Origin of the sequence: Mesorhizobium erdmanii USDA 3471 (genome assembly GCF_000472705.1) — a bacterium.
In the GTDB taxonomy this organism is placed as follows: Bacteria; Pseudomonadota; Alphaproteobacteria; order Rhizobiales; family Rhizobiaceae; genus Mesorhizobium; species Mesorhizobium erdmanii.
In genome coordinates this window covers 49349-72528 of sequence record NZ_AXAE01000034.1, presented here as the reverse complement: position 1 = coordinate 72528, position 23180 = coordinate 49349, and the positions used below count along the sequence as shown (strand labels likewise).

The 23180-nt window shown below is 62.6% G+C and carries 30 protein-coding genes; 13 read left to right on the top strand and 17 right to left on the bottom strand.

The annotated features are described in order from the left end of the window. A partial coding sequence (locus A3AU_RS0125030; RefSeq protein WP_027055325.1) for an IS5/IS1182 family transposase occupies nucleotides 1-288 on the top strand: 288 nt, incomplete at its 5' end. Between the two features lie 88 nt (nucleotides 289-376). Here the strand turns inward: A3AU_RS0125030 and A3AU_RS0125025 are convergent. The 3 genes from A3AU_RS0125025 to A3AU_RS0125015 all read right to left on the bottom strand — a co-directional run bounded on the left by A3AU_RS0125025 (nucleotide 377) and on the right by A3AU_RS0125015 (nucleotide 4068). Continuing rightward, nucleotides 377-1522, bottom strand: coding sequence for an alanine racemase (locus A3AU_RS0125025; RefSeq protein ID WP_027055324.1), 1146 nt, complete (start codon nucleotides 1520-1522; stop codon nucleotides 377-379). After that, on the bottom strand, nucleotides 1519-2817 hold the full coding sequence (locus tag A3AU_RS0125020) for a D-arabinono-1,4-lactone oxidase (RefSeq protein ID WP_032918076.1): 1299 nt from the start codon (nucleotides 2815-2817) through the stop codon (nucleotides 1519-1521). Before A3AU_RS0125020 ends, A3AU_RS0125025 begins: the two co-directional genes overlap by 4 nt. A gap of 66 nt (nucleotides 2818-2883) precedes the next feature. Further along, nucleotides 2884-4068: an MFS transporter gene (locus A3AU_RS0125015; RefSeq protein ID WP_027055322.1), complete on the bottom strand. Its 1185-nt coding sequence runs from the start codon at nucleotides 4066-4068 to the stop codon at nucleotides 2884-2886. 125 nt (nucleotides 4069-4193) lie between these two features. Between A3AU_RS0125015 and A3AU_RS0125010 the strand changes: the two genes are divergently transcribed. After that, complete coding sequence (locus A3AU_RS0125010; RefSeq protein ID WP_027055321.1) at nucleotides 4194-4820, top strand: TetR/AcrR family transcriptional regulator; 627 nt, start codon at nucleotides 4194-4196, stop codon at nucleotides 4818-4820. Between the two features lie 67 nt (nucleotides 4821-4887). On the opposite strand, the gene A3AU_RS0125005 is transcribed toward A3AU_RS0125010, so the two are convergent. Beyond that, a complete protein-coding gene (locus tag A3AU_RS0125005; protein ID WP_027055320.1) occupies nucleotides 4888-5745 on the bottom strand; it encodes a hypothetical protein in 858 nt (285 codons plus the stop codon). 71 nt (nucleotides 5746-5816) lie between these two features. Here A3AU_RS0125005 and A3AU_RS0125000 point away from each other — a divergent pair, with 71 nt between their 5' ends. The 3 genes from A3AU_RS0125000 to groL all read left to right on the top strand — a co-directional run bounded on the left by A3AU_RS0125000 (nucleotide 5817) and on the right by groL (nucleotide 8882). Continuing rightward, a complete protein-coding gene (locus A3AU_RS0125000; RefSeq protein ID WP_027055319.1) occupies nucleotides 5817-6611 on the top strand; it encodes a class I SAM-dependent methyltransferase in 795 nt (264 codons plus the stop codon). 256 nt (nucleotides 6612-6867) lie between these two features. Beyond that, nucleotides 6868-7164, top strand: a complete 297-nt coding sequence (locus A3AU_RS0124995) for a co-chaperone GroES (protein WP_027055318.1) — start codon at nucleotides 6868-6870, stop codon at nucleotides 7162-7164. A 62-nt stretch (nucleotides 7165-7226) separates the two neighbouring features. Next, a complete protein-coding gene (groL, locus tag A3AU_RS0124990) occupies nucleotides 7227-8882 on the top strand; it encodes a chaperonin GroEL (RefSeq protein ID WP_027055317.1) in 1656 nt (551 codons plus the stop codon). 74 nt (nucleotides 8883-8956) lie between these two features. Here groL and A3AU_RS0124985 read toward each other — a convergent pair whose 3' ends face one another. Continuing rightward, a complete protein-coding gene (locus A3AU_RS0124985) occupies nucleotides 8957-9211 on the bottom strand; it encodes a hypothetical protein (RefSeq protein WP_027055316.1) in 255 nt (84 codons plus the stop codon). Nucleotides 9212-9293: 82 nt separating this feature from the next. Between A3AU_RS0124985 and A3AU_RS0124980 the strand changes: the two genes are divergently transcribed. The 3 genes from A3AU_RS0124980 to A3AU_RS0124970 are packed head-to-tail and all read left to right on the top strand — an operon-like array spanning nucleotide 9294 to nucleotide 12408. Beyond that, on the top strand, nucleotides 9294-11369 hold the full coding sequence (locus tag A3AU_RS0124980; RefSeq protein WP_051355461.1) for a TadE/TadG family type IV pilus assembly protein: 2076 nt from the start codon (nucleotides 9294-9296) through the stop codon (nucleotides 11367-11369). Further along, a complete protein-coding gene (locus tag A3AU_RS0124975; RefSeq protein ID WP_051355460.1) occupies nucleotides 11366-11971 on the top strand; it encodes a TadE/TadG family type IV pilus assembly protein in 606 nt (201 codons plus the stop codon). The genes A3AU_RS0124980 and A3AU_RS0124975 overlap by 4 nt, the downstream gene beginning before the upstream one ends. After that, nucleotides 11968-12408, top strand: a complete 441-nt coding sequence (locus tag A3AU_RS0124970) for a TadE/TadG family type IV pilus assembly protein (RefSeq protein ID WP_032918074.1) — start codon at nucleotides 11968-11970, stop codon at nucleotides 12406-12408. The genes A3AU_RS0124975 and A3AU_RS0124970 overlap by 4 nt, the downstream gene beginning before the upstream one ends. 2 nt (nucleotides 12409-12410) lie before the next feature. On the opposite strand, the gene A3AU_RS0124965 is transcribed toward A3AU_RS0124970, so the two are convergent. Beyond that, nucleotides 12411-13019, bottom strand: coding sequence for a TetR/AcrR family transcriptional regulator (locus A3AU_RS0124965; RefSeq protein WP_027055312.1), 609 nt, complete (start codon nucleotides 13017-13019; stop codon nucleotides 12411-12413). Between the two features lie 96 nt (nucleotides 13020-13115). Between A3AU_RS0124965 and A3AU_RS0124960 the strand changes: the two genes are divergently transcribed. The 3 genes from A3AU_RS0124960 to A3AU_RS0124950 are packed head-to-tail and all read left to right on the top strand — an operon-like array spanning nucleotide 13116 to nucleotide 14995. Next, nucleotides 13116-14126 (top strand): zinc-dependent alcohol dehydrogenase family protein, encoded by a 1011-nt coding sequence (locus tag A3AU_RS0124960; protein WP_027055311.1) that lies wholly within the window; start codon nucleotides 13116-13118, stop codon nucleotides 14124-14126. A 25-nt stretch (nucleotides 14127-14151) separates the two neighbouring features. Next, nucleotides 14152-14595 carry an OsmC family protein gene (locus A3AU_RS0124955; RefSeq protein WP_027055310.1) on the top strand — a complete coding sequence of 148 codons (444 nt, stop codon included), beginning with the start codon at nucleotides 14152-14154 and terminating at the stop codon, nucleotides 14593-14595. Between the two features lie 13 nt (nucleotides 14596-14608). Next, a complete protein-coding gene (locus A3AU_RS0124950; protein WP_027055309.1) occupies nucleotides 14609-14995 on the top strand; it encodes a nuclear transport factor 2 family protein in 387 nt (128 codons plus the stop codon). Between the two features lie 13 nt (nucleotides 14996-15008). On the opposite strand, the gene A3AU_RS0124945 is transcribed toward A3AU_RS0124950, so the two are convergent. The 8 genes from A3AU_RS0124945 to A3AU_RS0124910 all read right to left on the bottom strand — a co-directional run bounded on the left by A3AU_RS0124945 (nucleotide 15009) and on the right by A3AU_RS0124910 (nucleotide 19033). Continuing rightward, nucleotides 15009-15620: a LysE family translocator gene (locus A3AU_RS0124945; protein WP_027055308.1), complete on the bottom strand. Its 612-nt coding sequence runs from the start codon at nucleotides 15618-15620 to the stop codon at nucleotides 15009-15011. A 190-nt stretch (nucleotides 15621-15810) separates the two neighbouring features. After that, nucleotides 15811-16194 carry a YkgJ family cysteine cluster protein gene (locus A3AU_RS0124940; RefSeq protein WP_027055307.1) on the bottom strand — a complete coding sequence of 128 codons (384 nt, stop codon included), beginning with the start codon at nucleotides 16192-16194 and terminating at the stop codon, nucleotides 15811-15813. A 4-nt stretch (nucleotides 16195-16198) separates the two neighbouring features. Beyond that, entirely contained in the window at nucleotides 16199-16363 is a 165-nt protein-coding gene (locus tag A3AU_RS1000000139965) for a hypothetical protein (protein ID WP_081294351.1), read from the bottom strand. Nucleotide 16364: 1 nt separating this feature from the next. After that, nucleotides 16365-16772, bottom strand: a complete 408-nt coding sequence (locus A3AU_RS0124930) for a hypothetical protein (protein WP_027055306.1) — start codon at nucleotides 16770-16772, stop codon at nucleotides 16365-16367. Further along, entirely contained in the window at nucleotides 16772-16996 is a 225-nt protein-coding gene (locus A3AU_RS0124925; RefSeq protein WP_027055305.1) for a hypothetical protein, read from the bottom strand. The genes A3AU_RS0124930 and A3AU_RS0124925 overlap by 1 nt, the downstream gene beginning before the upstream one ends. Before the next feature lie 359 nt (nucleotides 16997-17355). After that, the gene (locus A3AU_RS0124920) at nucleotides 17356-17565 is read right to left on the bottom strand and encodes a cold-shock protein (RefSeq protein WP_027055304.1); all 210 of its coding nucleotides are present in this window, start codon (nucleotides 17563-17565) and stop codon (nucleotides 17356-17358) included. Between the two features lie 434 nt (nucleotides 17566-17999). Then, entirely contained in the window at nucleotides 18000-18323 is a 324-nt protein-coding gene (locus A3AU_RS0124915; protein WP_051355459.1) for a YciI family protein, read from the bottom strand. Between the two features lie 56 nt (nucleotides 18324-18379). Then, nucleotides 18380-19033, bottom strand: coding sequence for a glutathione S-transferase family protein (locus A3AU_RS0124910; protein WP_027055302.1), 654 nt, complete (start codon nucleotides 19031-19033; stop codon nucleotides 18380-18382). Nucleotides 19034-19206: 173 nt separating this feature from the next. On the opposite strand from A3AU_RS0124910, the gene A3AU_RS0124905 reads away from it, so the two are divergent. Then, nucleotides 19207-19386 carry a CsbD family protein gene (locus A3AU_RS0124905; RefSeq protein ID WP_027055301.1) on the top strand — a complete coding sequence of 60 codons (180 nt, stop codon included), beginning with the start codon at nucleotides 19207-19209 and terminating at the stop codon, nucleotides 19384-19386. A gap of 58 nt (nucleotides 19387-19444) precedes the next feature. Here A3AU_RS0124905 and A3AU_RS0124900 read toward each other — a convergent pair whose 3' ends face one another. Then, nucleotides 19445-20578: a metallophosphoesterase gene (locus A3AU_RS0124900; RefSeq protein ID WP_027055300.1), complete on the bottom strand. Its 1134-nt coding sequence runs from the start codon at nucleotides 20576-20578 to the stop codon at nucleotides 19445-19447. Between the two features lie 132 nt (nucleotides 20579-20710). Here A3AU_RS0124900 and A3AU_RS0124895 point away from each other — a divergent pair, with 132 nt between their 5' ends. Next, nucleotides 20711-21322 carry a hypothetical protein gene (locus tag A3AU_RS0124895; RefSeq protein WP_245235565.1) on the top strand — a complete coding sequence of 204 codons (612 nt, stop codon included), beginning with the start codon at nucleotides 20711-20713 and terminating at the stop codon, nucleotides 21320-21322. A gap of 66 nt (nucleotides 21323-21388) precedes the next feature. Here the strand turns inward: A3AU_RS0124895 and A3AU_RS0124890 are convergent, their stop codons facing one another. Both A3AU_RS0124890 and choX read right to left on the bottom strand, forming a co-directional pair. After that, nucleotides 21389-22234 (bottom strand): alpha/beta fold hydrolase, encoded by an 846-nt coding sequence (locus tag A3AU_RS0124890; protein WP_051355458.1) that lies wholly within the window; start codon nucleotides 22232-22234, stop codon nucleotides 21389-21391. Continuing rightward, nucleotides 22231-23169 carry a choline ABC transporter substrate-binding protein gene (choX, locus tag A3AU_RS0124885; protein ID WP_027055297.1) on the bottom strand — a complete coding sequence of 313 codons (939 nt, stop codon included), beginning with the start codon at nucleotides 23167-23169 and terminating at the stop codon, nucleotides 22231-22233. Before choX ends, A3AU_RS0124890 begins: the two co-directional genes overlap by 4 nt. Nucleotides 23170-23180 lie beyond the last annotated feature (11 nt).

Genomic DNA, 23180 nt, shown 5'->3' with positions numbered 1-23180 from the left:
GCAAAAGCGCTTGTCGCCGACAAAGGCTACGACAGCTGGCGGTTGGTTGATCTCATCGCCAGAACCGGGGGCTGCGCCAACATTCCAACCCGCCGGCACGTTAAGAATAAACGCGTGGTCCCGCCAGAACTCTATCGGGAGCGCAATCGCATCGAACGCTTCTTCTGCAGGCTCAAGCAATTCCGCCGCGCCGCAACCCGCTTCGACAAACTCGCGCGAAATTACATGGCCACCCTCAACCTTGCCTCGCTCCGAATATGGCTACGGCATGTTGAGTCCACGCCCTAGGGTCTGCGCTCCGCTTCGCGTCGCTCCGCCCTAGAATGACGAAGTCGCGGGGGGCCGGCGCTAATGGTGAGCGCTGACGCGCTGGCCCTCATGCCATCGGCAACACCGGCCAGCGATCGACGATCCTGCCGCCGGAAAGCACCGCTATCGGCCCGAACTGCTGCAGCATGGCCTCGCTCTGCGTCGGTCGCAGAAACGCATAATCACCGGGCTTTGCGACGCAATCGGCAGGCAAGCCCATGAATTGCTGATTGGAGGAGAGGCCGAGCAGGCCGTTCGCCCTCATACCCTCCGGAAAGGCGGGGTCGGCCATCCATTTGCCGCCATAGAGATAGCAGCCCTTGCGGGGAAACCGGCCGAGCGCCTGCAGCATACGGGTAACGGCCGGTGGACCCGGCAGCATCGGTTCGACCACTTTCAGGATCGGCGTCGCGATGAAGGCCGCCGGCTGGAAACCTTCGAGACCAGCTGTGTCGAAATCACCGGGCAGCACGAAGGCCGACCCCATCGACACTTCATTGGCCATGCCGCCGTGATGAAGCAGCGCGGTCTTGCTGCCGCCAATGTTGAGAATGCCTCGCTGGTGCGCACTCAGGCACGCGACGAAAGCGGCGGCCCGTTCCGAGGCTTGCGCCAACGCCTTGACCGGCCCACCAAACAGGCCGGGAATGTGCGGCGCGTGCGCCTCATAGGCCATGACGCCTGCGCAGCGCAGCCTCTTATAGGCCGGCATCATCTTCAACGCCTGCGACAAATCCTCCGGTTGGGCAAAACCGCCGCGATGCAGCCCAACGTCGATCTCGAAGGCGATGCGCAGCTTGATATCGAGTCCGGCGGCCAGAGCGCCATATTCCGCCAGTCTTTCATCGCTGTCGATCAGCCAGCAGACGCGCGACCAATGGGCTTCGCCCTTCATGAGCACCGCCCTCGCCGCGCTGACCGGCATCGGTTTGCCGTAAAGCAGATCCGCGTCCGGAAACGCTTTCAGCACCGCCTCACTGATCGGCGGATGGAAGGTCATGAAACGGTTAGTTCCAAGCGCCTTGCCGATATGCGAAAGCAGCGGCAGACAGGCGAGCGACTTGTCGACCAGCCGCACCGCGAGGCCGGGATCAAGCCTCGCTCTGACCAAGGCCATGTTGCCGTCAAGCCGATCCAGGTCGAGCAGCAGGCAAGGTTGGAAGATGCCGGCTTGCCTCAGCGCATCCGACAGCATGGCGAAATAGGCGCTCATCGTTCGGTGCCGGAGGGATTGGGTTCGATGCCGAACAGGCCGGCCATGTAGGGCGAGATGAAGCGGTTCCGCGGGTCGATGTCGCGGCGCACGGCCATGGCGTCATCCCAGCGCGGATAGAGCTTCTTCAAATCCGCCGCCTTCAGGCTGTGCATTTTGCCCCAATGCGGCCTGCCGCCATATCTGCGGAAGATCGGCTCGGCCGCCTGCATGAACGGCAGCGGATCGCTCGCCGCATCATGGTGGATGGCGATCGAACAGGTCGGCCTTTTGTAGAAGGGCGACAGCCAGAACCGGTCGGGCGCGACGCTGCGCACCTCCATCGGGAAATAGACTTCGGGAAAGCGCTTTTCGGTCAGCTCGATGATCTCGGCCAGCGCCTTCGGTCCTTCCTCGAAAGGAAGGTGATATTCCATCTCGTTGAATTTGGTCTGGCGGTCGCTGGCATAGACGTTGAGCCAGTCCTGCACATAATCCTCGGCGGGCACCTTCGCGACCGCACCGAGGATCAGCCGGCGGCGCAGCGATGGCAGCCAGGCAAGCCCGGTGCGCAACCGGCGCAGCGTGCGCAAGGAGCCCTCGTCATCCTCGGTCGGGCGCGGAGTGGTCGCCTCGGTGCTGAAGTCGCTGGCGATGAACTGCGCATAGCCGGAAAACGGGATGTAGTAGAACTCGGCCGAGCGGTGCGCGGTCATCATCTTTTCGAAGTCACGCAGCATGTCGGCGATCGGCAGCACCCATTTGCGGCGGCGCAGCCGGTAGGTCGCGATGTTGTTCAGTGTCACTTCGCTCAAGATACCGAAGGCACCGAGCGCGACGCCGATGGCGTGGATCGTGTCCTGGTCTCCCGCCTTGGTGAATTCGCGAACCTTGCCTAGCCCGTCGACGATCTGCACCGTCTCCAATTGCGTGTGATAGGCGCCCAGCGTCGGCCCAGAGCCATGGGTGGCGGTTCCCAGTGCGCCGCCTATCGCCTGGCGGTCGATGTCGCCCATATTGGGCAGGCCCTGGCCGATGCCCTGCAGGATATGCATGAGCGAACCAAGCCGCGTGCCTGCCAGCACGCGGGCCTGATGCTTTTGCGCGTCATGCGAGACCAGCCCCTCCAGTCGCTCAAGGGACAGGATGGTGCCTTGCGATTTCACCAGCGGGGTGAAGGAGTGACCGGCGCCGGCGACGCGCACCGGGCCTGGCGCGGTGCGAATGAGTTCACCGAGCTCGCCGGCATCGGCGGGGCGGGCGATCAGCCGCGGCTGGGCCGTGACATAGCCGGACCAGTTGCTCCAGTTGGACATGTTACCTCCGCTCAGGCTCTACACAGGACCATGATTCTTCCGAAAGCCGGGCTCCACTTTTCGGAATCACGGTCTGGCGCGGCGGCGCCGCGCGACGAGAGCGAACAGACCGAGCAGCAGCACGCTGGCGGTAGCGCTGGCGGCAGCGAATTCCGGCACCGGGCGAAAATCCTTGCCGTCGATGAGCAGCGATGCAGCGACCGGTCCAATCGCCAGGCCAAAGAGTTGCGCGGCCGGCACGAGGAGTACGGCAGTGCGGGTGTCGTCCGCCGTGATCGCCAGCCGGATCTGGTAGGGCACGATGAACAGGAGAATAAACCCCATGATCAGCGCGGTGACAGAGAACGTCGAGAGCCCAGGTCCGCTGGCGAGCACCAGCGAGGCGACAAGAGCGACGGTGCCAATGACCGCGATGGCAAGGCGGTAGTCGATGCGTGCCTCGAACGCGGTCGCCGTCATCGCGCCCATGACCTGCACCGCGAGGCTGGCCGAGACAATAAGCCCGACAGTGCGGCCGTCGATGCCGAACTGGGCGCCAAGCGGCTCCAGAAACGCCCAGACCGAGCCGAAGAACATGAAGTAGCAGAAGACGCACAACAGCGCAGTAACCGAAGGAACCGTCAGCACATTGGCCAGGTTTTCTTCCTTGGGCAGGTTGGCGTAATCGGCGGGAACGATGAAGGCGACCACGAGCGAAAGGACGCAGACGACCGCAAGAATGAGGAAGCCGCCAGCCGATCCGGCCGCAGGGATGACATAGAGCGCCAGCAGCAGCGCAAGCGCGCATTGCGCCAGCGTCTGCATGGTGACGAAAAAACCGCCGATGCGTTCGGCGCGCCGCGAACGGGCGATCAGTTCGGTGGCGACCGCGACAAGGCCGCCTGCGGCAAGCCCAGCCAGAGCGCGAGCCGCCATCAATGCGTTGGCGCCTGCGGCATAGGTCGTCCAGACATTTGCCAGCGCCAGCAGGACCAGGAGGATCGCGCTTTTCCAGCGCATGTTGCGGGCCGACAGCAGCATGGCAACGATCGCCGAGCCGATGGCAATCGCGATCATCTCGGCGGTGGCGACCAGGGCCAGTTCATCACCGCTGACATGGCCCTCGGTGTAAAGCGCGCCGAGCAGGACGGGCTGGAGCCCCAGAATGAGCAGGCCGACCGATCCGATCCACAAGGCGGAGGCAAGCTGTCCGCCGGTCGGATTGCCGACCAGCCAATCGCCGCTTCCGGCATGCGCGTCACCAGATGCCAAAGCCGCCTCCCAACGTCCCTTGCCGTGCGCCAAAAAAGCTGACAACCTGTCAGCATTTCAGAAACTGATACTTGATCATATTTTTTGTCAACGACAATTTGGCGGCTCGTGCGAAAGACCGGTGCATGACGGAAGCAAGGCGGACAGCGACTGAGCCGAGGCGCAGGCCCAAGCAGGAGCGCAGCCGTGAGCGCATCGACGCGATCTTGTCGACGACCATGCGGCTGATCGGCGAGAAAGGCATCGATGCCGTCACCATGAAGGAGGTCGGCATGCTGGCCGGCGGGCCGATCGCCACCGTCTATCATTACTTCCCCAACAAGTCGGCGATCCTGGCGATGCTCTATGAGCGGTTTTCGGAAGTCAGCCGTGCGCGATTGACCGCTATCATTGCCGATGTCCGCGAAGCCAAGGACGTCATCGCCGCTGCCGACCGGCTGCTCGACGACTACCACAGCCGCGTCGCCGGCGATCCGGCCATCCAGGATCTGCAGAACGCCATCCAGGCCGACAAGGCGCTCAAGAATCTCGACATCGCGGAAACCCGGCATCAGGCCAGGATGTTCTGCGACCATGTCATCGCCTTGCTGGAACCGCACAAGCACGAGCAATTCGAACGCATGGTTCTGCTGATCTTCCAGCTCGCCGGCGGCGTCGTGCGCCTGGCGCTTGCCGAGGGTGAGGCCGAAAGCCGCAAGACCATCGAGGACTACCGGTCGATCATCCACACCCAGTTGCGGCTGTTTTTGTAGCGCTGGCTATCGTGAGCAAGCGGCGCCGAATGAGAGATGTCGGGCGGCGAGAGTATCAGAACGCCCGCTATGCGACCTGTCGGATAAGGCCTTCGAAGCCGTCGGCAAGATTGGCATTGCCGGCAGCGAGAAACGCAGAAAGATTGCGAGCGCCACCGGGGGTCTTGTTGGCATCCAGCAGCACAGCCCTGCCCTCATGCATGACGAAATCGAACTTTCCGTAGTCAAAGCCGAGCTGGCGCCTCAGCACGCGAAGCTCCTCGGGAACCGGTACTGGCTCACGGCGGATCGTGTCGTCGCCCTTGACGAGGCTCTGCGGCGAGACATGGCGAGTGCAACGCTCGCGCTCGCCGCAGAATATCCAGAAGCGGGCGCCGAAGCCGTCCGACTCCGGCTCCGGCTCCGGAATGAATTTTTCGACGACGAGATCGCTGCGATCGAAGATCGCCGGCGCAACATCCAAAAGAGATGCATGGACGCTATAACCTTCCATAGTCTCGACGTCGGGAAACGGCTTCGGCTTTCCGGCACGTAGCGATCGCCGGTTGAGCGCCTGCTCACGCATCCCGAGATTGTTGAGATTGCTCTTGACGATGACTGGCCCTTGCCAGTCGTCATCCTTGCCGATCACAGCGCCACTGACGCGTCGCTTGGAGATGTCGGCAGCCCCGATGTTCAGGCAGAAGGGAAAAGCGCGGGCGTATTCGACATATTCGGGTGGCGTCACGGTCGCATCGACATGCAGCACCGCGATATCGGCCTCCGGCTTTGCCGACGTGCCGGGAATAATGCGGACGGAATGACCGCGTCGCTTCAATTCCTCCAGCAAACCGAAGAGCATATAGGAACTGCCGCGGCGAAATAGCGGGCCGCGCCAGCGTTCGAACCTGTCGAACTCATGAGTAATAACCGCGATGCGTGTCATGCAGCCCCCGCTTGGTCTCATTAGCGTCCTCGATTATAGCTTCTAATACAATGCCGGCTTGGGGGCTGTGGATGACCGACCATTGGAATGCCATTCGAGGGCACTGGCAGTTGCTCGGACCACCGTTGAGGCCGCCGGCGGAAGCGGTTGACACCTATGAGCGTGAGCTCAACCTTTCGAACGCGCACGTCGTTCTGCTTGGCGTGACGCCGGAACTCGCAGGTCTCGGGGCCACGATGACGGCCGTCGACGAATCGTCCGACATGATCGCCGGTATCTGGCCAGGCGACACTGCGTTGCGAAAGGCAGTCAACGGCCACTGGCTCGACTTGCCGATACCAAACACAAGCGTCGATGCGGTGATCGGCGACGGCTGCCTGTCGGCGCTCGGCCTTTCAACCGAGCGTAAAGCACTGTTTGCGGCAATCGCCGGCGTACTGCGCACCGACGGCCGCGCGGGGCTGCGTCTCTTTGCCGGTCCGGAAACACCGGACGATCCGGCGGAGGTGCGGGCGTTTGCGCTATCGGGCGGTGTCTCGACCCTCCACGAACTCAAATGGCGCGTCGCCATGACCACGACGGGCGATGCGCCCGACCATGCCATTCCGGTCAGGACGATCGCGGAACGTTTCGATGCCCTGTTTCCTGACCGCGAAGAGCTTTCGGTTCGCACGGGCTGGGACCTGCCCGTCATCGGCACGATCGATGTCTATCGGAACTCGCCGGCCATCTACAGCTTCGCGCCGGCGACTACACTGGTGAGAGAGGCGGAAGCCTTCTTTGGTGATGTCCGCATCGCTTCAACCGGGAGCTATGGACTTGCCGAGCGATGCCCGCTGTTGGTGCTGAGGGCGCCAAGACGCTGAGATAGCAGGACGGTGTTCAAGCCGAGGCTGGCGCAACCCACGTTTTCTGAAATCGTGGTGCAGGAGAAAAAATTCGCGCGCATCGCAGTCTTCTCGCACCTTGACTCTCTGAGGCCGGCGGCCTATCTCAGCGCCACGTTAGCACTCGTCCTTGGTGAGTGCTAACCACAGCTCCGGCGCCGCCGGACGTTGTAGGTTGTCCGGCTTCGCCGGACGGAGGAACTGTTTCTCACCGTTCTCATTCGAGGAAGAAAAAATGGCAAAGTCGAAGTTCCGCCCGCTTCATGACCGCGTGGTCGTTCGCCGGGTCGAATCCGAATCCAAGACCGCCGGCGGGATCATCATCCCNGANACGGCNAAGGAAAAGCCGCAGGAAGGCGANATCATCGCCGTNGGNTCCGGCGCCCGCGACGAAGCNGGCAAGCTNGTNCCNCTGGACGTCAAGGCTGGCGACCGCATCCTGTTCGGCAANTGGTCGGGCACCGAAGTCAAGCTCAATGGCGAAGACCTTCTGATCATGAAGGAATCCGACATCATGGGCATCATCGGCTGATTATCGGCCTCACCGTCAACTGAATTCCGGGCTTACCCCAAGCCCCTGCCAGGAGCTAAAACATGGCTGCCAAAGACGTAAAATTCTCCCGTGATGCCCGCGAGCGCATGCTGCGCGGCGTCAACATCCTCGCCGACGCGGTGAAGGTGACCCTCGGCCCTAAGGGCCGCAACGTCGTCATCGACAAGTCGTTCGGCGCCCCGCGCATCACCAAGGACGGCGTCACCGTCGCCAAGGAAATCGAGCTTGAAGACAAGTTCGAGAACATGGGCGCGCAGATGGTCCGCGAAGTTGCTTCGAAGACCAACGACATCGCCGGCGACGGCACCACGACCGCGACCGTNCTGGCGCAGTCGATCGTCCAGGAAGGCCACAAGGCGGTTGCCGCCGGCATGAACCCGATGGACCTGAAGCGCGGCATCGATCTGGCCGTGACCGACGTCGTCGCGACGCTGATCAAGAACGCCAAGAAGATCAAGACCTCCGAGGAAGTTGCCCAGGTCGGCACGATCTCGGCCAATGGCGATGAGTCGGTCGGCAAGATGATCGCGGAAGCGATGCAGAAGGTCGGCAACGAAGGCGTCATCACCGTCGAGGAAGCCAAGACCGCCGAGACCGAACTCGAAGTCGTCGAAGGCATGCAGTTCGACCGCGGCTACCTCTCGCCCTACTTCGTCACCAACGCCGACAAGATGGTTGCCGATCTCGAGGACGCCTACATCCTGCTCCACGAGAAGAAGCTCTCCAACCTCCAGGCCATGCTGCCGGTTCTCGAAGCCGTCGTGCAGACCTCGAAGCCGCTGCTCATCATCTCGGAAGACGTCGAAGGCGAGGCTCTGGCCACGCTGGTCGTCAACAAGCTGCGTGGTGGCCTGAAGATCGCCGCCGTCAAGGCGCCGGGCTTCGGTGATCGCCGCAAGGCCATGCTGGAAGACATCGCCATCCTGACCGGTGGCCAGGTCATCTCGGAAGACCTCGGCATCAAGCTCGAAAACGTCGGCCTCAACATGCTCGGCCGCGCCAAGAAGGTGTCGATCTCCAAGGAGAACACCACCATCGTCGACGGCGCCGGCAAGAAGGCCGAGATCCAGGGCCGCGTTGCCCAGATCAAGCAGCAGATCGAAGAGACCACGTCGGACTACGACAAGGAAAAGCTGCAGGAACGTCTCGCCAAGCTGGCAGGCGGCGTTGCGGTGATCCGCGTCGGCGGTGCGACGGAAATAGAAGTCAAGGAAAAGAAGGATCGCGTCGATGACGCCCTCAACGCGACCCGCGCGGCCGTGGAAGAAGGCATCGTTGCAGGCGGTGGCGTGGCCCTGCTGCGCGCTTCGGCCAACATCAAGGCCACCGGCGCCAATGCCGACCAGGCTGCCGGCATCAACATCGTTCGTCGCGCGCTGCAGGCTCCGGCCCGCCAGATCGCGGCAAACGCCGGTGCGGAAGCTTCGATCGTTGCCGGCAAGATCCTTGAGAACAAGGGCGCGACCTTCGGCTACAACGCCCAGTCGGGCGAATATGGCGACATGATCGCCATGGGCATCGTCGACCCGGTCAAGGTCGTGCGCACGGCTCTCCAGGACGCGGCTTCGGTCGCAGGCCTGCTCGTCACCACCGAAGCCATGATCGCCGAGGCTCCGAAGAAGGAGTCGGCTGGCGGCGGCATGCCTGGCGGCATGGGCGGCGGCGGCATGGGCGGCATGGGCGGCATGGATTTCTAAGAAATCCATAAAGCACGCCCATGGGCTAAAAGTTGCTCAAGCCCGCAAACGGGCTTGAGTGGCGGCATGGATTTCTAATCCAGCTTCCAGCAGCCTTCAGGTACGAAAAGGGCGGCAGCGATGCCGCCCTTTTTCGTTGGCCATTGCAGAGAGAGAGCGATGGTGGAGACCCCCGGCGTTCCTGAAATGACGGCGCCCCTTTCACGATCCGCGTCATCAAATCGCATTGAGATCTCGCCTTCGTAGGACTGCTCCTTTCCTGTGCAATTTCCCTGCAAAATCAGTAGCTTCGGTTGCACCTTGGCGACGCTGCGAAATTTGTCGGACAATATTTTTTAACACATTCATGATTACTAAAGGATGGGAGCGAGGCGATGTTGCTCCTGCGTGCGGAGTGTCAGGTAACCATCGATGCAGTTTTTCCGGCGATTTTTTCGGAGCCGCGACGGCAACGTGCTGATCATCTCGGCTTTAGTGATGCCGGTCCTGATCGGCATGGCCGCCCTGGTGACCGAATATGGCGCGGGGCTGGTCGAGCGGGCCGACAATCAGCGCGTTGCCGACCTCTCGGCCTATGCGGGCGCCCTCGCCTACAATGTGAACAAATCCACCGACCAGATGACCGCCACCGCCGTCAGCGTCGCGGTGCTGAACGGCGTCCCAGCAGCCAATGTCCAGGTCGGCCTGGTCGCCTCCCCCAAGACGACCGGCGTCAACGCGGTTTCGGTGTCGATCAACACTTATCGGACCCTGTTCCTGGCGCGCGTCCTCAACGACCGCCAGCAATTGCAGATCTATGCCAATTCGGTGGCCGAGGTCGGCGCGCAAGCCCAGACGCCGGGATGCATGCTAGCCCTCGACGGCACCCAGACCGGTGTGACGCTGAGCGGCGGCGCCTCGATCTCGGCGCCGAAGTGCACTGTCTCTTCCAACAACACGGTAACCGTCCCATGCGGCACCAGCATTTCAGCGATCGGCGTCAACTATAATTCCGCCGCGGCCCCGAGCCAGCCGTGCAACGGCATCACCGGGCCAGGCGGAGCGGCCGCGGTGATCACCAAGAAATCGACGCCCGACCCACTGGCCGGCAATGCCGCAGTCGCGGCGGCCGTGGCTCGCTTTGCCGCCGTGGCCGCGCTTTCGACACCAGTCGCACCAACAGCCCCAAGCACTCCCAACGGCAACAACATCGACTTCGGCTGGAACACGGGCCCCACCCAAGGCCAGGCGAACGCGCTCGGCTGCACCGCCAGTTGGGCATCGTCGTCATCGACCTGGACGCTGGACTGCGGCAACAAAACCACGGTTAACCTGGGCACCGTCACCATCGGCGGCGGAATCAATCTCAACTTTGCCACCAGCGGCGCGGCAACAACCGTCTACAATTTCGCCGGCGACCTCACGACCAGTGCCACCACCAATTTTGGGCCAGGCACCTACAATTTCGCCAAGACCCTCACCACGGCTGGAACCACCACTTTCGGGGCCGGCACATACAATTTCGGCAAGCAGGTAACCACCACAGGAACAACTACCTTTGGCGCCGGCACGTTCAAGTTCGCCAAGGGGCTGACCACCGGCTATGGCACCACGACCTTCGGAGCGGGAACCTTCAAGATCGGAATGAGCGACACTGCCTGCAGCGGCTCGGGACAGGTCAGCATCTGCAACAACTCCACCTTGACCTTTGGCGGACCGAGCACTTTCGAACTTCCCGGCGGCTATACCAACACCGGCGGCGCGACACTGATCTTCGGCTCGGGTACAACCAATTCCTACAAGATCGGCCCCGGCAGCAATGGCGACGCCATCACGCTCGGCGGCGGCTCGCAGACGATCATGGCCGATGCGACCGGTGCTAGCAGCGTTTTCCAGGTGGTCGGCAATGTGAATGGCGGCGGCGGTGGCAGTTGCTTTGTCGTGCCGGCCGCGGCCCAGCACGACATCGAAGGCAACTTCATCGGCTCGGGCGCCATCCTGCTCGGCGCCGGCGTCTATACCGTGGATGGCTATTTCGCGCTTGGCGGCAATGGCGGCGGCAGTGCCAACTGCAATGGCAGCACGATCAGCGTTAGCGGCGCCAATGTGACGCTGGTGCTGTCAGGCAAGGCCAAATCCAGTTCGGGAAGTTGCAATGGCTATGTCTTTTGCGTCGCCGCCGGCTACAGCAATATCGTCCTCACCGCACCGCAGTCGGGAGCAACGGCGAAGCTGGCGGTAATCGGCCCCACCGGCAGCTCCAACACCGGCGGCGCGACCTTCGCCGAAGGCGGCGCCAACGCGCAGATATCGGGCGCATTCTACTTTCCCTACGGCCCGATCATCATGAATGGCGGCTCGAGCGTGCTGGGATCGAAGACCGACACGACCAAGTGCCTGCAGATGATCGGCTCACGCATCACGCTGTCGGGCGGCACCGCGGCCGGGTCGGAGTGCATCGCCGCCTCGAGCACCAGTGCCAGCAGCAAGGTGAGTCTCGTGCAATGAGAAAGCCGTTCCGTCTCGGTCGCAGCCTGCCCAACAGCGTGCATTCTCGGTTCACGGACTTCCTGCGGCACCAGAAAGCCGGCGTGTCGGCGGTCGAGTTCGCCCTGGTCAGCCCCGTGCTGCTGCTCATCCTGGCCGGAACCGCCGACATAGGCGGCTCGCTGAAGGCCAAATTCGAACTGAGCTCGGCGGTCTCGGCCGGTTCGAACTATGCGCTTCTCAATGGCGACAAGGTCAATTCCTCCGGCGGCAGCGCGCTGGCCAGCAACATAGCGACCGTGGTCACCAGCGGCCTGGGCAGCAATGGCGGCAACATCCAGGTCACCATCAACAACGGTGCGTCGCTTTCGTACAACGCCACCACATCCACGGCCACGCAAAGCGGCACGGCCGCCAATGCCGACCTCTGCTACTGCCCAGGCAGTTCCGGGGCCGTGGCCTGGAGCACCCCGGTGACATGCGGCAGCATCTGCAGCGCCGGCGGCATAGCTGGAAAATTCGTGACTATCATCGCCAGCAAGCCCTATACGCCGATATTTGGCGGTTTCGGCATCGTCAGCAACGGCAACATCACCGTCCAGGCGGTGGTGCAGCCGCAATGAGCCGTTGCCGATCCTTCCTGCGCGACAGGTCCGGCGCCAACGCGGTCGAGTTCGCGCTGCTGTCGGTGCCGTTGCTGTTGGTGCTGATGGGCACGTTCGAGTTCGGCCGCATGTACTGGGCCCAGCATGTGCTGAATGAAATCGCCGATGCGGGAGCGCGTTGCGCCGGCGTGCTGCAGACCGGATGCACGCAGAACGGCGTCTACAGCGCCGCCGCCACGATCAGCTACATCAGCAACAGGGCGGCAACCGACGGCATTGTGCTGAGCAACGCCAACATCACCGTCAGCAACAACACCACATGCTCGGGCCTATCCGGCTTTTCCAGCGTCCAGGTTTCCTACACCTTCACGACGGTGCTGCCTGCGTTCCTGACGTCGCTGGCGAATGGCCCGAACCTCAGCGCCAAGGCTTGCTTCCCGAACCAGGGCGCCTGACTTCAAATAGCGGCATCCGCACGTTGCCGCACCTCGCCGGCAAGCACCGCGGCTTCGATCAGCGCAGCGACCTCGTCGGCCACCGCCTTTAGTGGGGCGCGGTCGCGGGTGGCACGGGCGATCACCATCAATCCTTCCAATGACGATTCGACGAGAAGCGCCAGCGCCTGGGCGCGGCGCTCGGGCACCCCCGCCCGTATAAAGGCCTCGCGCAAAAGGCCGATCCATTGCTCGAAAGCCGAGCGGCACAAATCCGCCAGTTCCGGCACGTCGTTCGGCGCATCGAGCACGACAGGCGCGATCGGGCAGCCGAGCGAGAACTCGTTCTCCTCAAGCATGTGGGCCACCGACTGGTAAATGTGATGGACGGCGACCGCTGGATCGTGTTCCGCCGCCAGCGCCGCGCCAAGACGCTCCGTCACGCCGGCCACGCTGTCGCGCGTCACCTCGATGACCAGTTGGTCCTTGCCGCCCGGAAAATGGAAGTAGAGCGACCCGCGCGGCGCGCCGCTGGCGCTCAATATGTCGTTGAGCGAAGTGCCGTGATAGCCACGTCGCCTGAGCAGCAGCCCAGTCGCCTCGAGTATGCGGGTGCGGGTGTCGTTCGCCATGTCAACCTCTGTCAGCAGCCAACATTATACGCCTTGCGTCGAATATAACAATCGGTCTACATAATATGTAGATCAGTCTATATATTTGAGGATGGCATGCGGATTTATCGTCTTGAAGGGACCGTCGGGACCAAGTCCCTGGTGATGCGCGAGGAGCCGGAGCCGCTGCCAAACCCGCATGAGATCTTGATGCGCGTCCGCGCCACGTCGCTCAACCGGCGCGACGCGATGATCCTCAACGGCACTTATCCGCTGACGCCGCGCGAAGGCGTCGCCCCCCTGAGCGACGGGGCCGGTGAAGTCGTTGCCGTAGGCGATGCCGTTACCCGCTTTGCCGTCGGCGATCGTGTGACCGGCAGCTATTTCGCGCGCTGGATCGATGGCCGCGTCAATGCCGGTCTCATCGACCAGCTCGGCTGCACGCTGGACGGCTTGCTGACCGAATACGCCGTTCTCGACGAACAATGGGCGGTGCGCCTGCCCGATCACCTCAACTGGCACCAGGCAGCGACCCTGAGCTGTGCAGGCCTGACCGCCTGGAACGCGGTGACAGGCAGCGGAATTGCAAAGCCTGGCCAATGGGTTCTGGTCATCGGCTCGGGCGGCGTCTCGCTTTTTTCACTGCAGTTCGCAAAACTGCTCGGCTGCCGCGTCGTCGCTGTCACCTCGCGCGCGGAGAAAACCGACAAGCTACGGGCGCTGGGCGCCGACCTCGTGATCTCGACATCGGATATGCCCGAATGGGGCGCCGCCGTCCGGGACCAGACCGGCGGCGTCGACCTCGTCGTCGAGACCGGTGGCCCGGCGACCTTCGCACAGTCGCTGATCGCCAGCACGCTTTACGGGCACATCGTGCTGCTTACGCTACAAGATGCGAAAGGCGGATCGATCCAGATGCCGGCAGCGCTTTACCAACGCAGCCTCGCCACCATCAGCCGCCTCTTCGTCGGCAGCCGAACCAATCTCGAAGCCATGCTGCGCGCTGTTTCGCAGCACCGCTTGCGGCCCGTCATCGACAAGGTCTTCGCCTTCACCGAGGCCGGCGATGCCTACCGTTATTTCCGACAGGGCGACGTCTTCGGGAAGGTGATCGTCGACGGCGCCTGAACCGCAAAACCAAGGGAGAACGACCATGACAATTCGCGAAGCCTCGGCCAAATGGCAAGGGACGTTGAAAGAGGGTTCGGGCCGGCTGAGGCTCGGCAGTGGTGTCTTCGAAGGCGCCTATTCCTTCCCGTCGCGTTTCGAGAATGGCCCAGGCACCAACCCTGAAGAGCTGATTGCGGCCGCGCATGCCGGCTGCTTCTCGATGGCGCTGAGCGCTATCCTCGGCGGCGAAGGCCACACGCCCGGCAGCATCCAAACGATCGCCAAGGTCCATCTCGGCGCCACGGCGGCCGGCCCGACCATAAGCCGCATCGAACTGGAGACGGAAGCAAGCGTTGCAGGCATTGCCGCCGAAGATTTCGAGCGACTGGCGCAGTCGGCCAAGGCAGGCTGCCTTGTCACGCGGGCGTTGGCGGGTGTCGCCACCATCACGCTGAAGGCGAGCCTCGTCGGCGCCGCCATCGAGTGAAGGAGCCCTTTCAATGACCCGAGAACTCATCATCGACATCGCCGCGGCAAATCGCTCCGGTGAGACAGCCGAAATCATGCGGCGCTATAATGACGTGTTCCAACATCACGACCCGTCGGCGCTGGACGGGCTGGTGGCGCAGGACTGCGTGATCGAGAACACCACGCCGGCGCCGGATGGCGCCCGCCGCGTCGGCAGGGCGGCCTGTGTCGAATTGTGGTCGGCGATCGCCACTGGCCCCGGCACGCGTTTTGACCTCGAAGAAACATATGTGGCCGGCGACCGGGCGACGATCCGCTGGCGCTACTGGATGGCCGACGGCAATTCGCTGCGCGGCGTCAATTTGATGCGTGTCGAGAACGGGCTGATCGTCGAGGCGATGGGCTATGTGAAGCGATAGCCGGCGATCGTCCCTACCGATCCGCCAGTGCCAGCTTGGCGCCGAGCATGACGAAGGCGGCGGCGAAGCTGCGCCGCATCCAGGTCAGCACCTTCGGCCGCGACACGATATGGCTGCGCACCGAGGCCGCGAAGACGCCGTACACGGCAAAGACGACGAAGGTCATCAGCATGAAGACCCCGGAAAGCTCCAGCATCCTGGCAAAGGCGTTCGGCTCGGTGGTGCTGACGAATTGCGGCAGGAAGGCAAAGAAGAAGATCGACAGTTTCGGGTTGAGGATGTTGATCAGGACGCCGGAAGTGATGGTCTTGGCGGTCGAGCGCGGCGCGGCATTTTCATCGATGCTGAGGCCGCCTTTTTCCTTCAGCGTGTTCCAGGCCATGTAGATGAGATAGGCAACGCCGAGATATTTCAGCGTCTCGAAGGCGACGGCGCTTGTGTGCAGCACCGCGGCAAGGCCGGTGATGGCGGCCGCCATATGCGGGATAATGCCCAGCGTGCAGGCGAAGGCGGCGATGACCGAGGCGCGCACGCCGCGCGAAAGACCGGCGCTCAGCGTGTAGAGGACACCGGTGCCGGGCGAAGCGACGATTATCAGTGACGTCAACAGGAATTCGATGCTCACGGATGGTTCCTCCAGCGCCCTGCCCTGACACAATCTAGAGCGGTTCAGCGTTTGATGGAACCGCCGAACCGCTCTAACTTTTTTACGCAATTCCGGACGGAAAACCGCTACACACTTTTCCTGGAATTGCTCCAGCCAGCAAGCAGGATGCGCACAAGCCGCGGTCAGTCGTTGCTTTTCCCGGCTTGCGCTAAGAGGTGGAAAATCCGTGCGCGGCCCTTGCCATCAGGCACTCCTCGTCGCCAGGCATGCAGGCCCGACAGACGTCCGGGCGCAATTCGTAGATGCCGCATGCCGTAGACTTGCCGACTTCACCCGACAGGGCCGAACAGCGCACGCCCTCACAGCGCATGCCCGACAGGTCGGCCGCCACGTATTTTTCAGGGATGCGGTCGAGCTGCGCGTCGTCCTCGGTGGAGAAGCGTGGCCATTCGGCCGAATAGGAACAGCATGCGCCGCAGCTCTGGCAGTCGAAGAGCGGGGCTGCGTCGCGCTGCGACGACGAAAGGCCCGCGGCAGCGACCAGGGCGAGCAGCCCCGGCACGACCGGACTGCGGTCGGCATCCCGGGGCAAGGCGCTACTTCTTCTTGCCTGTCTTGCCCTTCGGGGCGTCCGCCGGCGACTTGAACAGATCGGTCGCGGCTTCCGCAGGATCGCTGGCCTTCGCGGCGACCGGCTTGGCAGGCTTTGCAGCGGGAGCCGGTGCCGCCGGCTGGTCCTTGGCGGAGAATTTTATGGCCATGTCAGTCCTCGTCGGCGAAACGCGATGATGGTGCGCGCGGATTGCGCAAGCGGCCGATGAGTGCCGAAACCGCCGTGATGTTCATTTCCTCTGGCGACCAGTTCCTGGCTTCCGCGATGTGGTGCGGCGCCAGCTCGCGATGAGTGCTGCCGCTGTAGGCGGCGTCCTGGTGGGTCACCCGCTCCTGGGTCTTTTTGTCCTCGCGGACATATTCGACCAGGTAGTTCGGGGCTTCGGCGCGGCCGCGCACGCCGATCCGCACCTGCGCATCGCCATGGGCGCGCTTGCAGCGTTCGAGCTTTTCCAGCACGCGCCGGACATATTCAACCGGCTTGTCCAGGGTTTCGACCATATCGGCAATGGTCGCATCGGCCGCGATCGGCGTTGGCGGTACGCGCTTGGTGGCCATCAGCGTTTTCCGGCTCGTTTCGGCAGCGCCGCGAGCGCGGCAGCGGCCGCGATCTCGTCGGCTTCCTTTTCCAGGCGCAGTTCGCGCAAGCGGGCGGTCTTTGCTTCCCGCGCCTGGCTGACGGCATCGCGTTCGGATAGGATGCGGTTGAGCGACATCGACTGGGTCTGCGTCTTGCTGAACAGCGACACGGCCGGCTCGGCTGTCTTCGAATGGGCGGTCAAAATCTTTCTCCTGTCAGGAGCCTGGTGCCGATAGGACGAGACCGGCTCTTCGGTCAGGACCACGTACGAAGCAACACGGCATTGGGGCAATACGGCAGCGGATTCAAGTTGCTGGAGCGTTCCTTAGCACGTTCAGCCCGATGCGCAGCGCATTTTCGGCGGCAACAAGCGCAAAATGAAAAAGGCCAGGCACCGCCTGACCTCCCTAGGAGTACCGCACATCCAGATGGATGCACAGGAACACTCCTTTCATGCGCATGATATGCCTTGGAAACTCAGGTTTCCGAGGCAATGCGCCCGAATTCGCCATTCACCAGTGCCAGTACATCCGTGGTCACCGGGAAGGCTGAATTCGTTCTTTAAGCCGCCTTCAACTGGTCGGCGGACATCTTGCCTGACTTGTTGTCGCGGACCATCTCATAGCCGAGCTTCTGGCCCTCGACGATGTCGCGCATGCCGGCGCGCTCGACGGCCGAGATGTGGACGAAAACGTCGGTCGAGCCGTCGTCAGGCTGAATAAAACCAAAACCCTTGGTGGCGTTGAACCATTTAACTGTGCCGGTGCTCATAAACGAACCCTTTCCATGGCAAATATTCGCTAACCGCGGTGCGAATGCACAACGATTTTTGTCTCGATTTTTGATGGGGAAGTTCGTCAATGGCGCGCTTGAAAGCGCGGATAACAAAAGTCAATCAAACAAATATCGACAAATTTCTTGTAGGCTTCTTTTGCCGCCGAGTCAATTTCTGGTTTTCAATCAACCTAAATTCAACCCATGATTGCTTAAACATGAGACCTCAACTGGCGAAGCAGCCGAAAGACAAGGCCCCCAAAAACACACAAAGCCCGGAGTCAATTCCATGCCGACGCATTGCGACGGTGTCGGGCAATTTAAGAGAGCGATCTCTGGGAAGCTGACAAAAAGGACGCCTCTCGCGCGAAAATCGGTGCGAGAGGCGTTCTTGTATGTGCCATGAGGCCGAAACCAGGCCGCGAGCTTGGCTATACGATGGCGCTGATCAGCGGCAGGATCTCGTAGTGGAAACCGCGGCCAGAACGCGATACCGGATCGCCAGCGATCACGGCTCTCGCCTCGGCTTCGCTCCCTACACGCAGGATCAATAGCCCCCACGGGCCGGCCGGGTCGGCGACCGGGCCAGCCACGATCATGATACCCTCCCGCAGCTTGTCGCGCAGGTAGTCGGCATGCCGCCCCATCAGTTTCTTTTCTTCCTCGGTCATGGTGAAGGCGAAATCCGGTCGAGGCGGGATCAGCCGGCAATGAAAGATCAACGGCGCTGTGAGCGATCCGTCGTTGCTGGCCATGGGTCCTCCTCCAAAACGCCGTCAATCTACCATCGATGCTCAGCGCATCGATTGACCTATTCGTCCGGCCCCGGCTCCGGCCAGGGCTCCTTCGCCGCTTCCTGATACCAGTGCCGCATCGCCGGCGTCGCCAGCACGGCGTCTACATAGGCGCGCGTATCCGGGGCCAGTTCGCCGCCATAAGTGTCGAAGCGGGTGACGACCGGCGCGTACATGGCATCGGCGGCGGTGAAATGGCCGAACAGGAAGGGGCCGCCCTTGCCGTATTTTTCGCGACACTGGCGCCACAGCGCTTCGATGCGCGCCCGCTGCACTTCCCCCTCGGTGTCGAGCGGCTTGTGACCCTTCGGCCTGCGAAGATTCATCGGCCAGCCATAGCGGACCTCGCGAAAGCCGGAATGCATCTCGGTCGCCGCCGCGCGCGCCAAGGCACGAGCACCGATGTCATCGGGCCAGAGTTTTTTCTCGGGAAACAGATCGGCAAGATACTCAAGGATGGCAAGGGTTTCCCAGACGATCCTGCCATTATGATTCAGCACGGGCACCTGGCCGGTCGGCGACACTTTCGCCAGGTTGGCAAAGGTCTCGGGCGTGCGCAGCCGCACGAAGCCCTCCTCGAACGGGATCTCCAGATGCTTCATCGCCACCCATGGCCTGAGCGACCAGGAGGAGAAGCATTTGTTGCCGATGTAGAGCAGGAATTCAGCCATTTTTCTCCCCATGCGCATGGTGCGCAGACACACACTAGCCCGCCGGCCCTGCCGCAGGAAGCGGCCGCGCGCATGCATCTAGCTTCGCAACAACTCTCGGAACATAACCGCCACTGGCTCGTTTGCTCCCGGCGTACGAATTCCTCCGAATTCAAACTCCCAGGAGATGCGAAATGGTAAACAAGGATCAGGTCGCGGGCGTAGCCAAGCAGATCAAGGGCTCGGTCAAGCAGGCCACCGGCAAGGCGACCGGCAACAGGCAGACGCAAGCCGAAGGCATGGCCGACAAGGTCGCCGGCAAGGTGCAGAAGGCCTATGGCGACGTGAAGGACAAGGTCAAGAAGGCACTCTAATCCCGCATTGGGAGATGCCGTAGCCTACCGTGAAGGGCGACCGTCAAGGCCGCCTTTTTCATGTGCTCCAGCCCTTGCTGAAAGCGTCGGTGAAGGTGACCTCGCCGTGATCATCGGCCGCCTCGCCTAGCACCACATCCATGCCGTCGCTGGTCACCCTGGCCACGGCGAACCCTCCCATATAGGCGGCCTTCGGCTTGAACAGGTCGAGCCCCTCGCGACGGTAGATCAGCGATTGTTCATGCTGGTGGCCGTGGAAGATGGCGACGACATTGTAGCCCTTCAGCGCCGCCAGCAGTGCCTGCCTGTCGGCCTCGCCCCACCAATGCGGTGGGCCGGCGCCGTCGTCGTCGTAAGTGCGCTTGGCGGGATCCCACCGCTCCGTCGAGAATGTATCCCAGCCGTAGTGCTGAAAAAGGATGACCGGGCGGCCATCCGCCGCATAGGTCGCCAGATCCTGCTTGAGCCATGGCAGGCTGCTGTCGGCGCCATGGCCGGTGTCGCCGGCGAAACGATGCGTCTGGACGAGATGCAAGCCGCCCCAGTCCCATGAATAGCAGTCGGTGTCGACATCGTAGCCGGTGGCCGGCACGGGCGGCTTGAAGAAGACACCAGCGCGGTGATTGACCTCGACATAATCGCGCATTTCGCGGCGATACCAGTCGACGTGGTGCGGCGGGCCGTTCTGGTCGAGATCATGGTTACCAAGCCCGACATAGACCGGCATGTGGACGCGATCCGGGCCGACACCCTGGCTGTAGCGCTGGCTGAATTGCAGCAGTTGCGTGCCCTCGCTCGGCTGCGTGATCTGGCCGCCGCCATCGTCGGTGATGTCGCCGCCGACGACAAGGCCGAGCGGCATGCCGATCCGGTTGCCGGCCGAACGCAAGCCGGTGGCGACGCCCTTGATCTCGGCCGGCCAGTCCCTGTCGCCGATGGCGTTCAGTGCCGCGACGCTGCGCAACAATGCGGCGTCGGTTTTGCCCTCCAGCTGGCAGTTGGGGCTCAGGCCGCTGGCCATGCGGCAGGCATGGACATCGGCGATGAAGAGGAAGGTCGCGTCAATCGGCTGGATGCGCTGCCCGGTCTGGCCGAACGCTTGATGTGACAGTGCACCAGTTGCGGCAAGACCGGCAGCCTGCACCAGAAAGCTGCGTCTTGAAAGCAATACAGGGGAACGGTGATTCATCATACCCGGAATTTCAGCATGGAGAGCGGCCTGGCGTAAAGTTCAGTCCGCGATATTGAACGTGAAATGGCGGTCCGATCATCGACATGGCGACCGGTGTCTGCCATTTTCACGGGCCCCCAGGGTGGGGATTCCATGGCAAGGGAGAGTGTCCTGAAGACTGTATCCGCCGGCACGATGTTGACGATCCTGCTCACCATCGGTGCGGCTCATGGCGGCCCCTGCGTCGATGCGAAATCGGCCAAGAATGGGTTTGTTTTGGCGAGGCCCGGCATCCAAAGCGAATTTCGGCCCGTCGCGGGCGGGATGGTCTCCGTCGCCAACACTTACGAATCGCAATCACCGCAGAAGCAATTCCTGTTTGCCGGCCTGATCGAGGTTTTTCGCGACAGCGACACCGGCCGAATGGCAATGATCCCGTTCTCCGATCTCAGAACACTGTTTCCACTGAAGACGGGAGCCAAGAGCACGATCGAGTTCGTCGAATTGTCGCCGGGCAAGCAGCCGAAGAGCACCAAGACGCTGACCTTGGACGTCAAGGGCAAGGAAACCTTCAGCCTGGGCGACTGCAAGTACAATGTGCTCGCCGTCAAGGAGACCTTCAAGAATGGAGCCGGCGAGACGATCGATGCCTTCACCGCGCTCTACGCGCCCGATCTGCAAGCCGCCCTCGCCCGGCGCTATGATGAAGGCACCAGCGCGGAAGCGGTCAATGGCTACGAGACGATCAAGCCGCTGGCCGAGTAAAAGCCGCCAGACCTGATCGACTCCAAACCTGATCGACCAATGAAGTCCGGCAGGGTACCAGCGGATCTATCCGTTCCCGAACCTCCCGCCGATCACCTCAGCGACAAATGCCGGATCCTCCCAATGCGGGTTGTGGCCGCACGCTTCGGCACGCACGAAGCTTGCTCCTGCCAGGCAACGCAACAGCGCCTGCTGATGCGCCTCGCCAAACAGCGGATCGTAGGCGCCGGCGATGATGAGCGTTGGGGTCCGCACGTTTTGCGCCGCACCGGTCAGGTCAGCCTGCCGAATCTCCTCCAGGATGGCACGCCAGCGCGCCGCGGGCATGGCCGATGCGTCTTTCGCCAGGCCGGCGAGGAACGGCTCGGGGACACCGGACCGACAGGCGTGCCACCAGCAATAGAACGGATCGGCCGGCGATATCGGGTCGCGCAGGGCCTGGACACCGGCGACCAGCGGATGATCGCTTGCGAAATCGGGCTTCAACGTACCGGCCAGGACCACCAGTCCGCCGATGAGGTCGTCATGCCGCGCAACCAGGGCGATGGCCACCATGGCGCCCAGCGAATGGCCAACGACGACAGGCCGGTCGAGCTGCAAATGCCGGATCAGGTCCGCAATGTCGTCGGCGAAGTCGGCGATGCCGAAGCCGTGGCCGGCTTGCGATGCGCCGTGGCCGCGCAGGTCGGGCATGATCAGCCGGCGGCCCGCCAGATACGGCGCCAGGAGCGAAAAACTGCGGCTGGTATCGGTGAAGCCATGCACCAGAACCAGCGCGGGTTCGACGCCTGGTATCTCGACATAGGCGGTCTCGAGGCCGCCGGCGTTGATGAATTGCTTGCGCCCGGCCCAGGCGTCCGCTTGCGGCAAGGCGCCCTGCCCCGGCAGGCCATCCGATGCCGGTGCTCTCACAGGCCGAGCTTTTCCTTGACCGCGGCAAGGCCGGGCTTGCCATCGAAGGTGGTGACGCCAGCGAGCCAGGCGTCGAGGCGGTTCTTGTTCAGCGTGATCGCCTTCAGCGCCCCGTCCTCCGGCTTCATGCCGTCATTGATCAGATAGCCCATGCCGACATTCTCAAAATCGATGTCGAAGGCGAGATTCTTGAGAAATTGCGCGACATTGGGGCATTGCTGCAGATAGCCCTTGCGCACCTGCGTCGTCACCGTCGCGGCGCCGAAGTTCGGACCGAAGAATTTGTCGCCGCCTGTCAGATACTTGAAATCATACATGGTGTTCATCGGATGCGGGGCCCAGCCCTGGAAGACGATGAACTGCTTCTCCTTGATCTCGTAGCCGACCTCGGAAAGCATGCCAGCCTCGCTCGACTCGACCACTTGCCAGCCGTCGAGACCAAGCGACGGGTCAGCGATGGCGTCCATCATCAGCTGGTTCGAACCGGGCTCGATGCCGTACATCTTCTTGCCGAACCTGTCGGCGAATTTGTGCAGGTCGGCGAAGTCCTTGACGCCGGCATCCCAGACATAGGTCGGCACGGCGAAGGTGTATTTGGCGCCTTCGAGATTGACGCGCACATTCTCGACCGTGCCATCCTTCTTGTAGGGTTCGTAATAGGTGACCATGGCCGGATCCCAATAGCCGAGGAACAGGTCCAAATCGTTGTTCTTCATGCCTTCGTAGATGACGTTGATGCCCAGCACAGAACTTTGCGGCTGGTAGCCGAGCGCACCGAGCAAGACATTGGCGACGCCGGTGGTGAAGGCGAGATCGTTCCAGCCCGGTTCGGCCATGCGCACCGCCCGGCACTGCTCGGCCTCGGCCGCCTGGGCCGCATGAGCGCCCAGCATCAGGGCTGCAAGACAGACGCCATTTGCAAGCATGCGGACCATTTCGATTCTCC

Excerpts from the sequence above, each read along its gene's own strand:
- A3AU_RS0125025 (WP_027055324.1), bottom strand. The coding sequence starts at position 1,522 with ATGAGCGCCTATTTCGCCATGCTGTCGGATGCGCTGAGGCAAGCCGGC.
- A3AU_RS0125020 (WP_032918076.1), bottom strand. The coding sequence starts at position 2,817 with ATGTCCAACTGGAGCAACTGGTCCGGCTATGTCACGGCCCAGCCGCGG.
- A3AU_RS0125010 (WP_027055321.1), top strand. The coding sequence starts at position 4,194 with ATGACGGAAGCAAGGCGGACAGCGACTGAGCCGAGGCGCAGGCCCAAG.
- A3AU_RS0125005 (WP_027055320.1), bottom strand. The coding sequence starts at position 5,745 with ATGACACGCATCGCGGTTATTACTCATGAGTTCGACAGGTTCGAACGC.
- A3AU_RS0125000 (WP_027055319.1), top strand. The coding sequence starts at position 5,817 with ATGACCGACCATTGGAATGCCATTCGAGGGCACTGGCAGTTGCTCGGA.
- A3AU_RS0124980 (WP_051355461.1), top strand. The coding sequence starts at position 9,294 with ATGCAGTTTTTCCGGCGATTTTTTCGGAGCCGCGACGGCAACGTGCTG.
- A3AU_RS0124975 (WP_051355460.1), top strand. The coding sequence starts at position 11,366 with ATGAGAAAGCCGTTCCGTCTCGGTCGCAGCCTGCCCAACAGCGTGCAT.
- A3AU_RS0124970 (WP_032918074.1), top strand. The coding sequence starts at position 11,968 with ATGAGCCGTTGCCGATCCTTCCTGCGCGACAGGTCCGGCGCCAACGCG.
- A3AU_RS0124965 (WP_027055312.1), bottom strand. The coding sequence starts at position 13,019 with ATGGCGAACGACACCCGCACCCGCATACTCGAGGCGACTGGGCTGCTG.
- A3AU_RS0124960 (WP_027055311.1), top strand. The coding sequence starts at position 13,116 with ATGCGGATTTATCGTCTTGAAGGGACCGTCGGGACCAAGTCCCTGGTG.
- A3AU_RS0124955 (WP_027055310.1), top strand. The coding sequence starts at position 14,152 with ATGACAATTCGCGAAGCCTCGGCCAAATGGCAAGGGACGTTGAAAGAG.
- A3AU_RS0124950 (WP_027055309.1), top strand. The coding sequence starts at position 14,609 with ATGACCCGAGAACTCATCATCGACATCGCCGCGGCAAATCGCTCCGGT.
- A3AU_RS1000000139965 (WP_081294351.1), bottom strand. The coding sequence starts at position 16,363 with ATGGCCATAAAATTCTCCGCCAAGGACCAGCCGGCGGCACCGGCTCCC.
- A3AU_RS0124930 (WP_027055306.1), bottom strand. The coding sequence starts at position 16,772 with ATGGCCACCAAGCGCGTACCGCCAACGCCGATCGCGGCCGATGCGACC.
- A3AU_RS0124920 (WP_027055304.1), bottom strand. The coding sequence starts at position 17,565 with ATGAGCACCGGCACAGTTAAATGGTTCAACGCCACCAAGGGTTTTGGT.
- A3AU_RS0124915 (WP_051355459.1), bottom strand. The coding sequence starts at position 18,323 with ATGGCCAGCAACGACGGATCGCTCACAGCGCCGTTGATCTTTCATTGC.
- A3AU_RS0124910 (WP_027055302.1), bottom strand. The coding sequence starts at position 19,033 with ATGGCTGAATTCCTGCTCTACATCGGCAACAAATGCTTCTCCTCCTGG.
- A3AU_RS0124905 (WP_027055301.1), top strand. The coding sequence starts at position 19,207 with ATGGTAAACAAGGATCAGGTCGCGGGCGTAGCCAAGCAGATCAAGGGC.
- A3AU_RS0124900 (WP_027055300.1), bottom strand. The coding sequence starts at position 20,578 with ATGATGAATCACCGTTCCCCTGTATTGCTTTCAAGACGCAGCTTTCTG.
- A3AU_RS0124895 (WP_245235565.1), top strand. The coding sequence starts at position 20,711 with ATGGCAAGGGAGAGTGTCCTGAAGACTGTATCCGCCGGCACGATGTTG.
- choX (WP_027055297.1), bottom strand. The coding sequence starts at position 23,169 with ATGGTCCGCATGCTTGCAAATGGCGTCTGTCTTGCAGCCCTGATGCTG.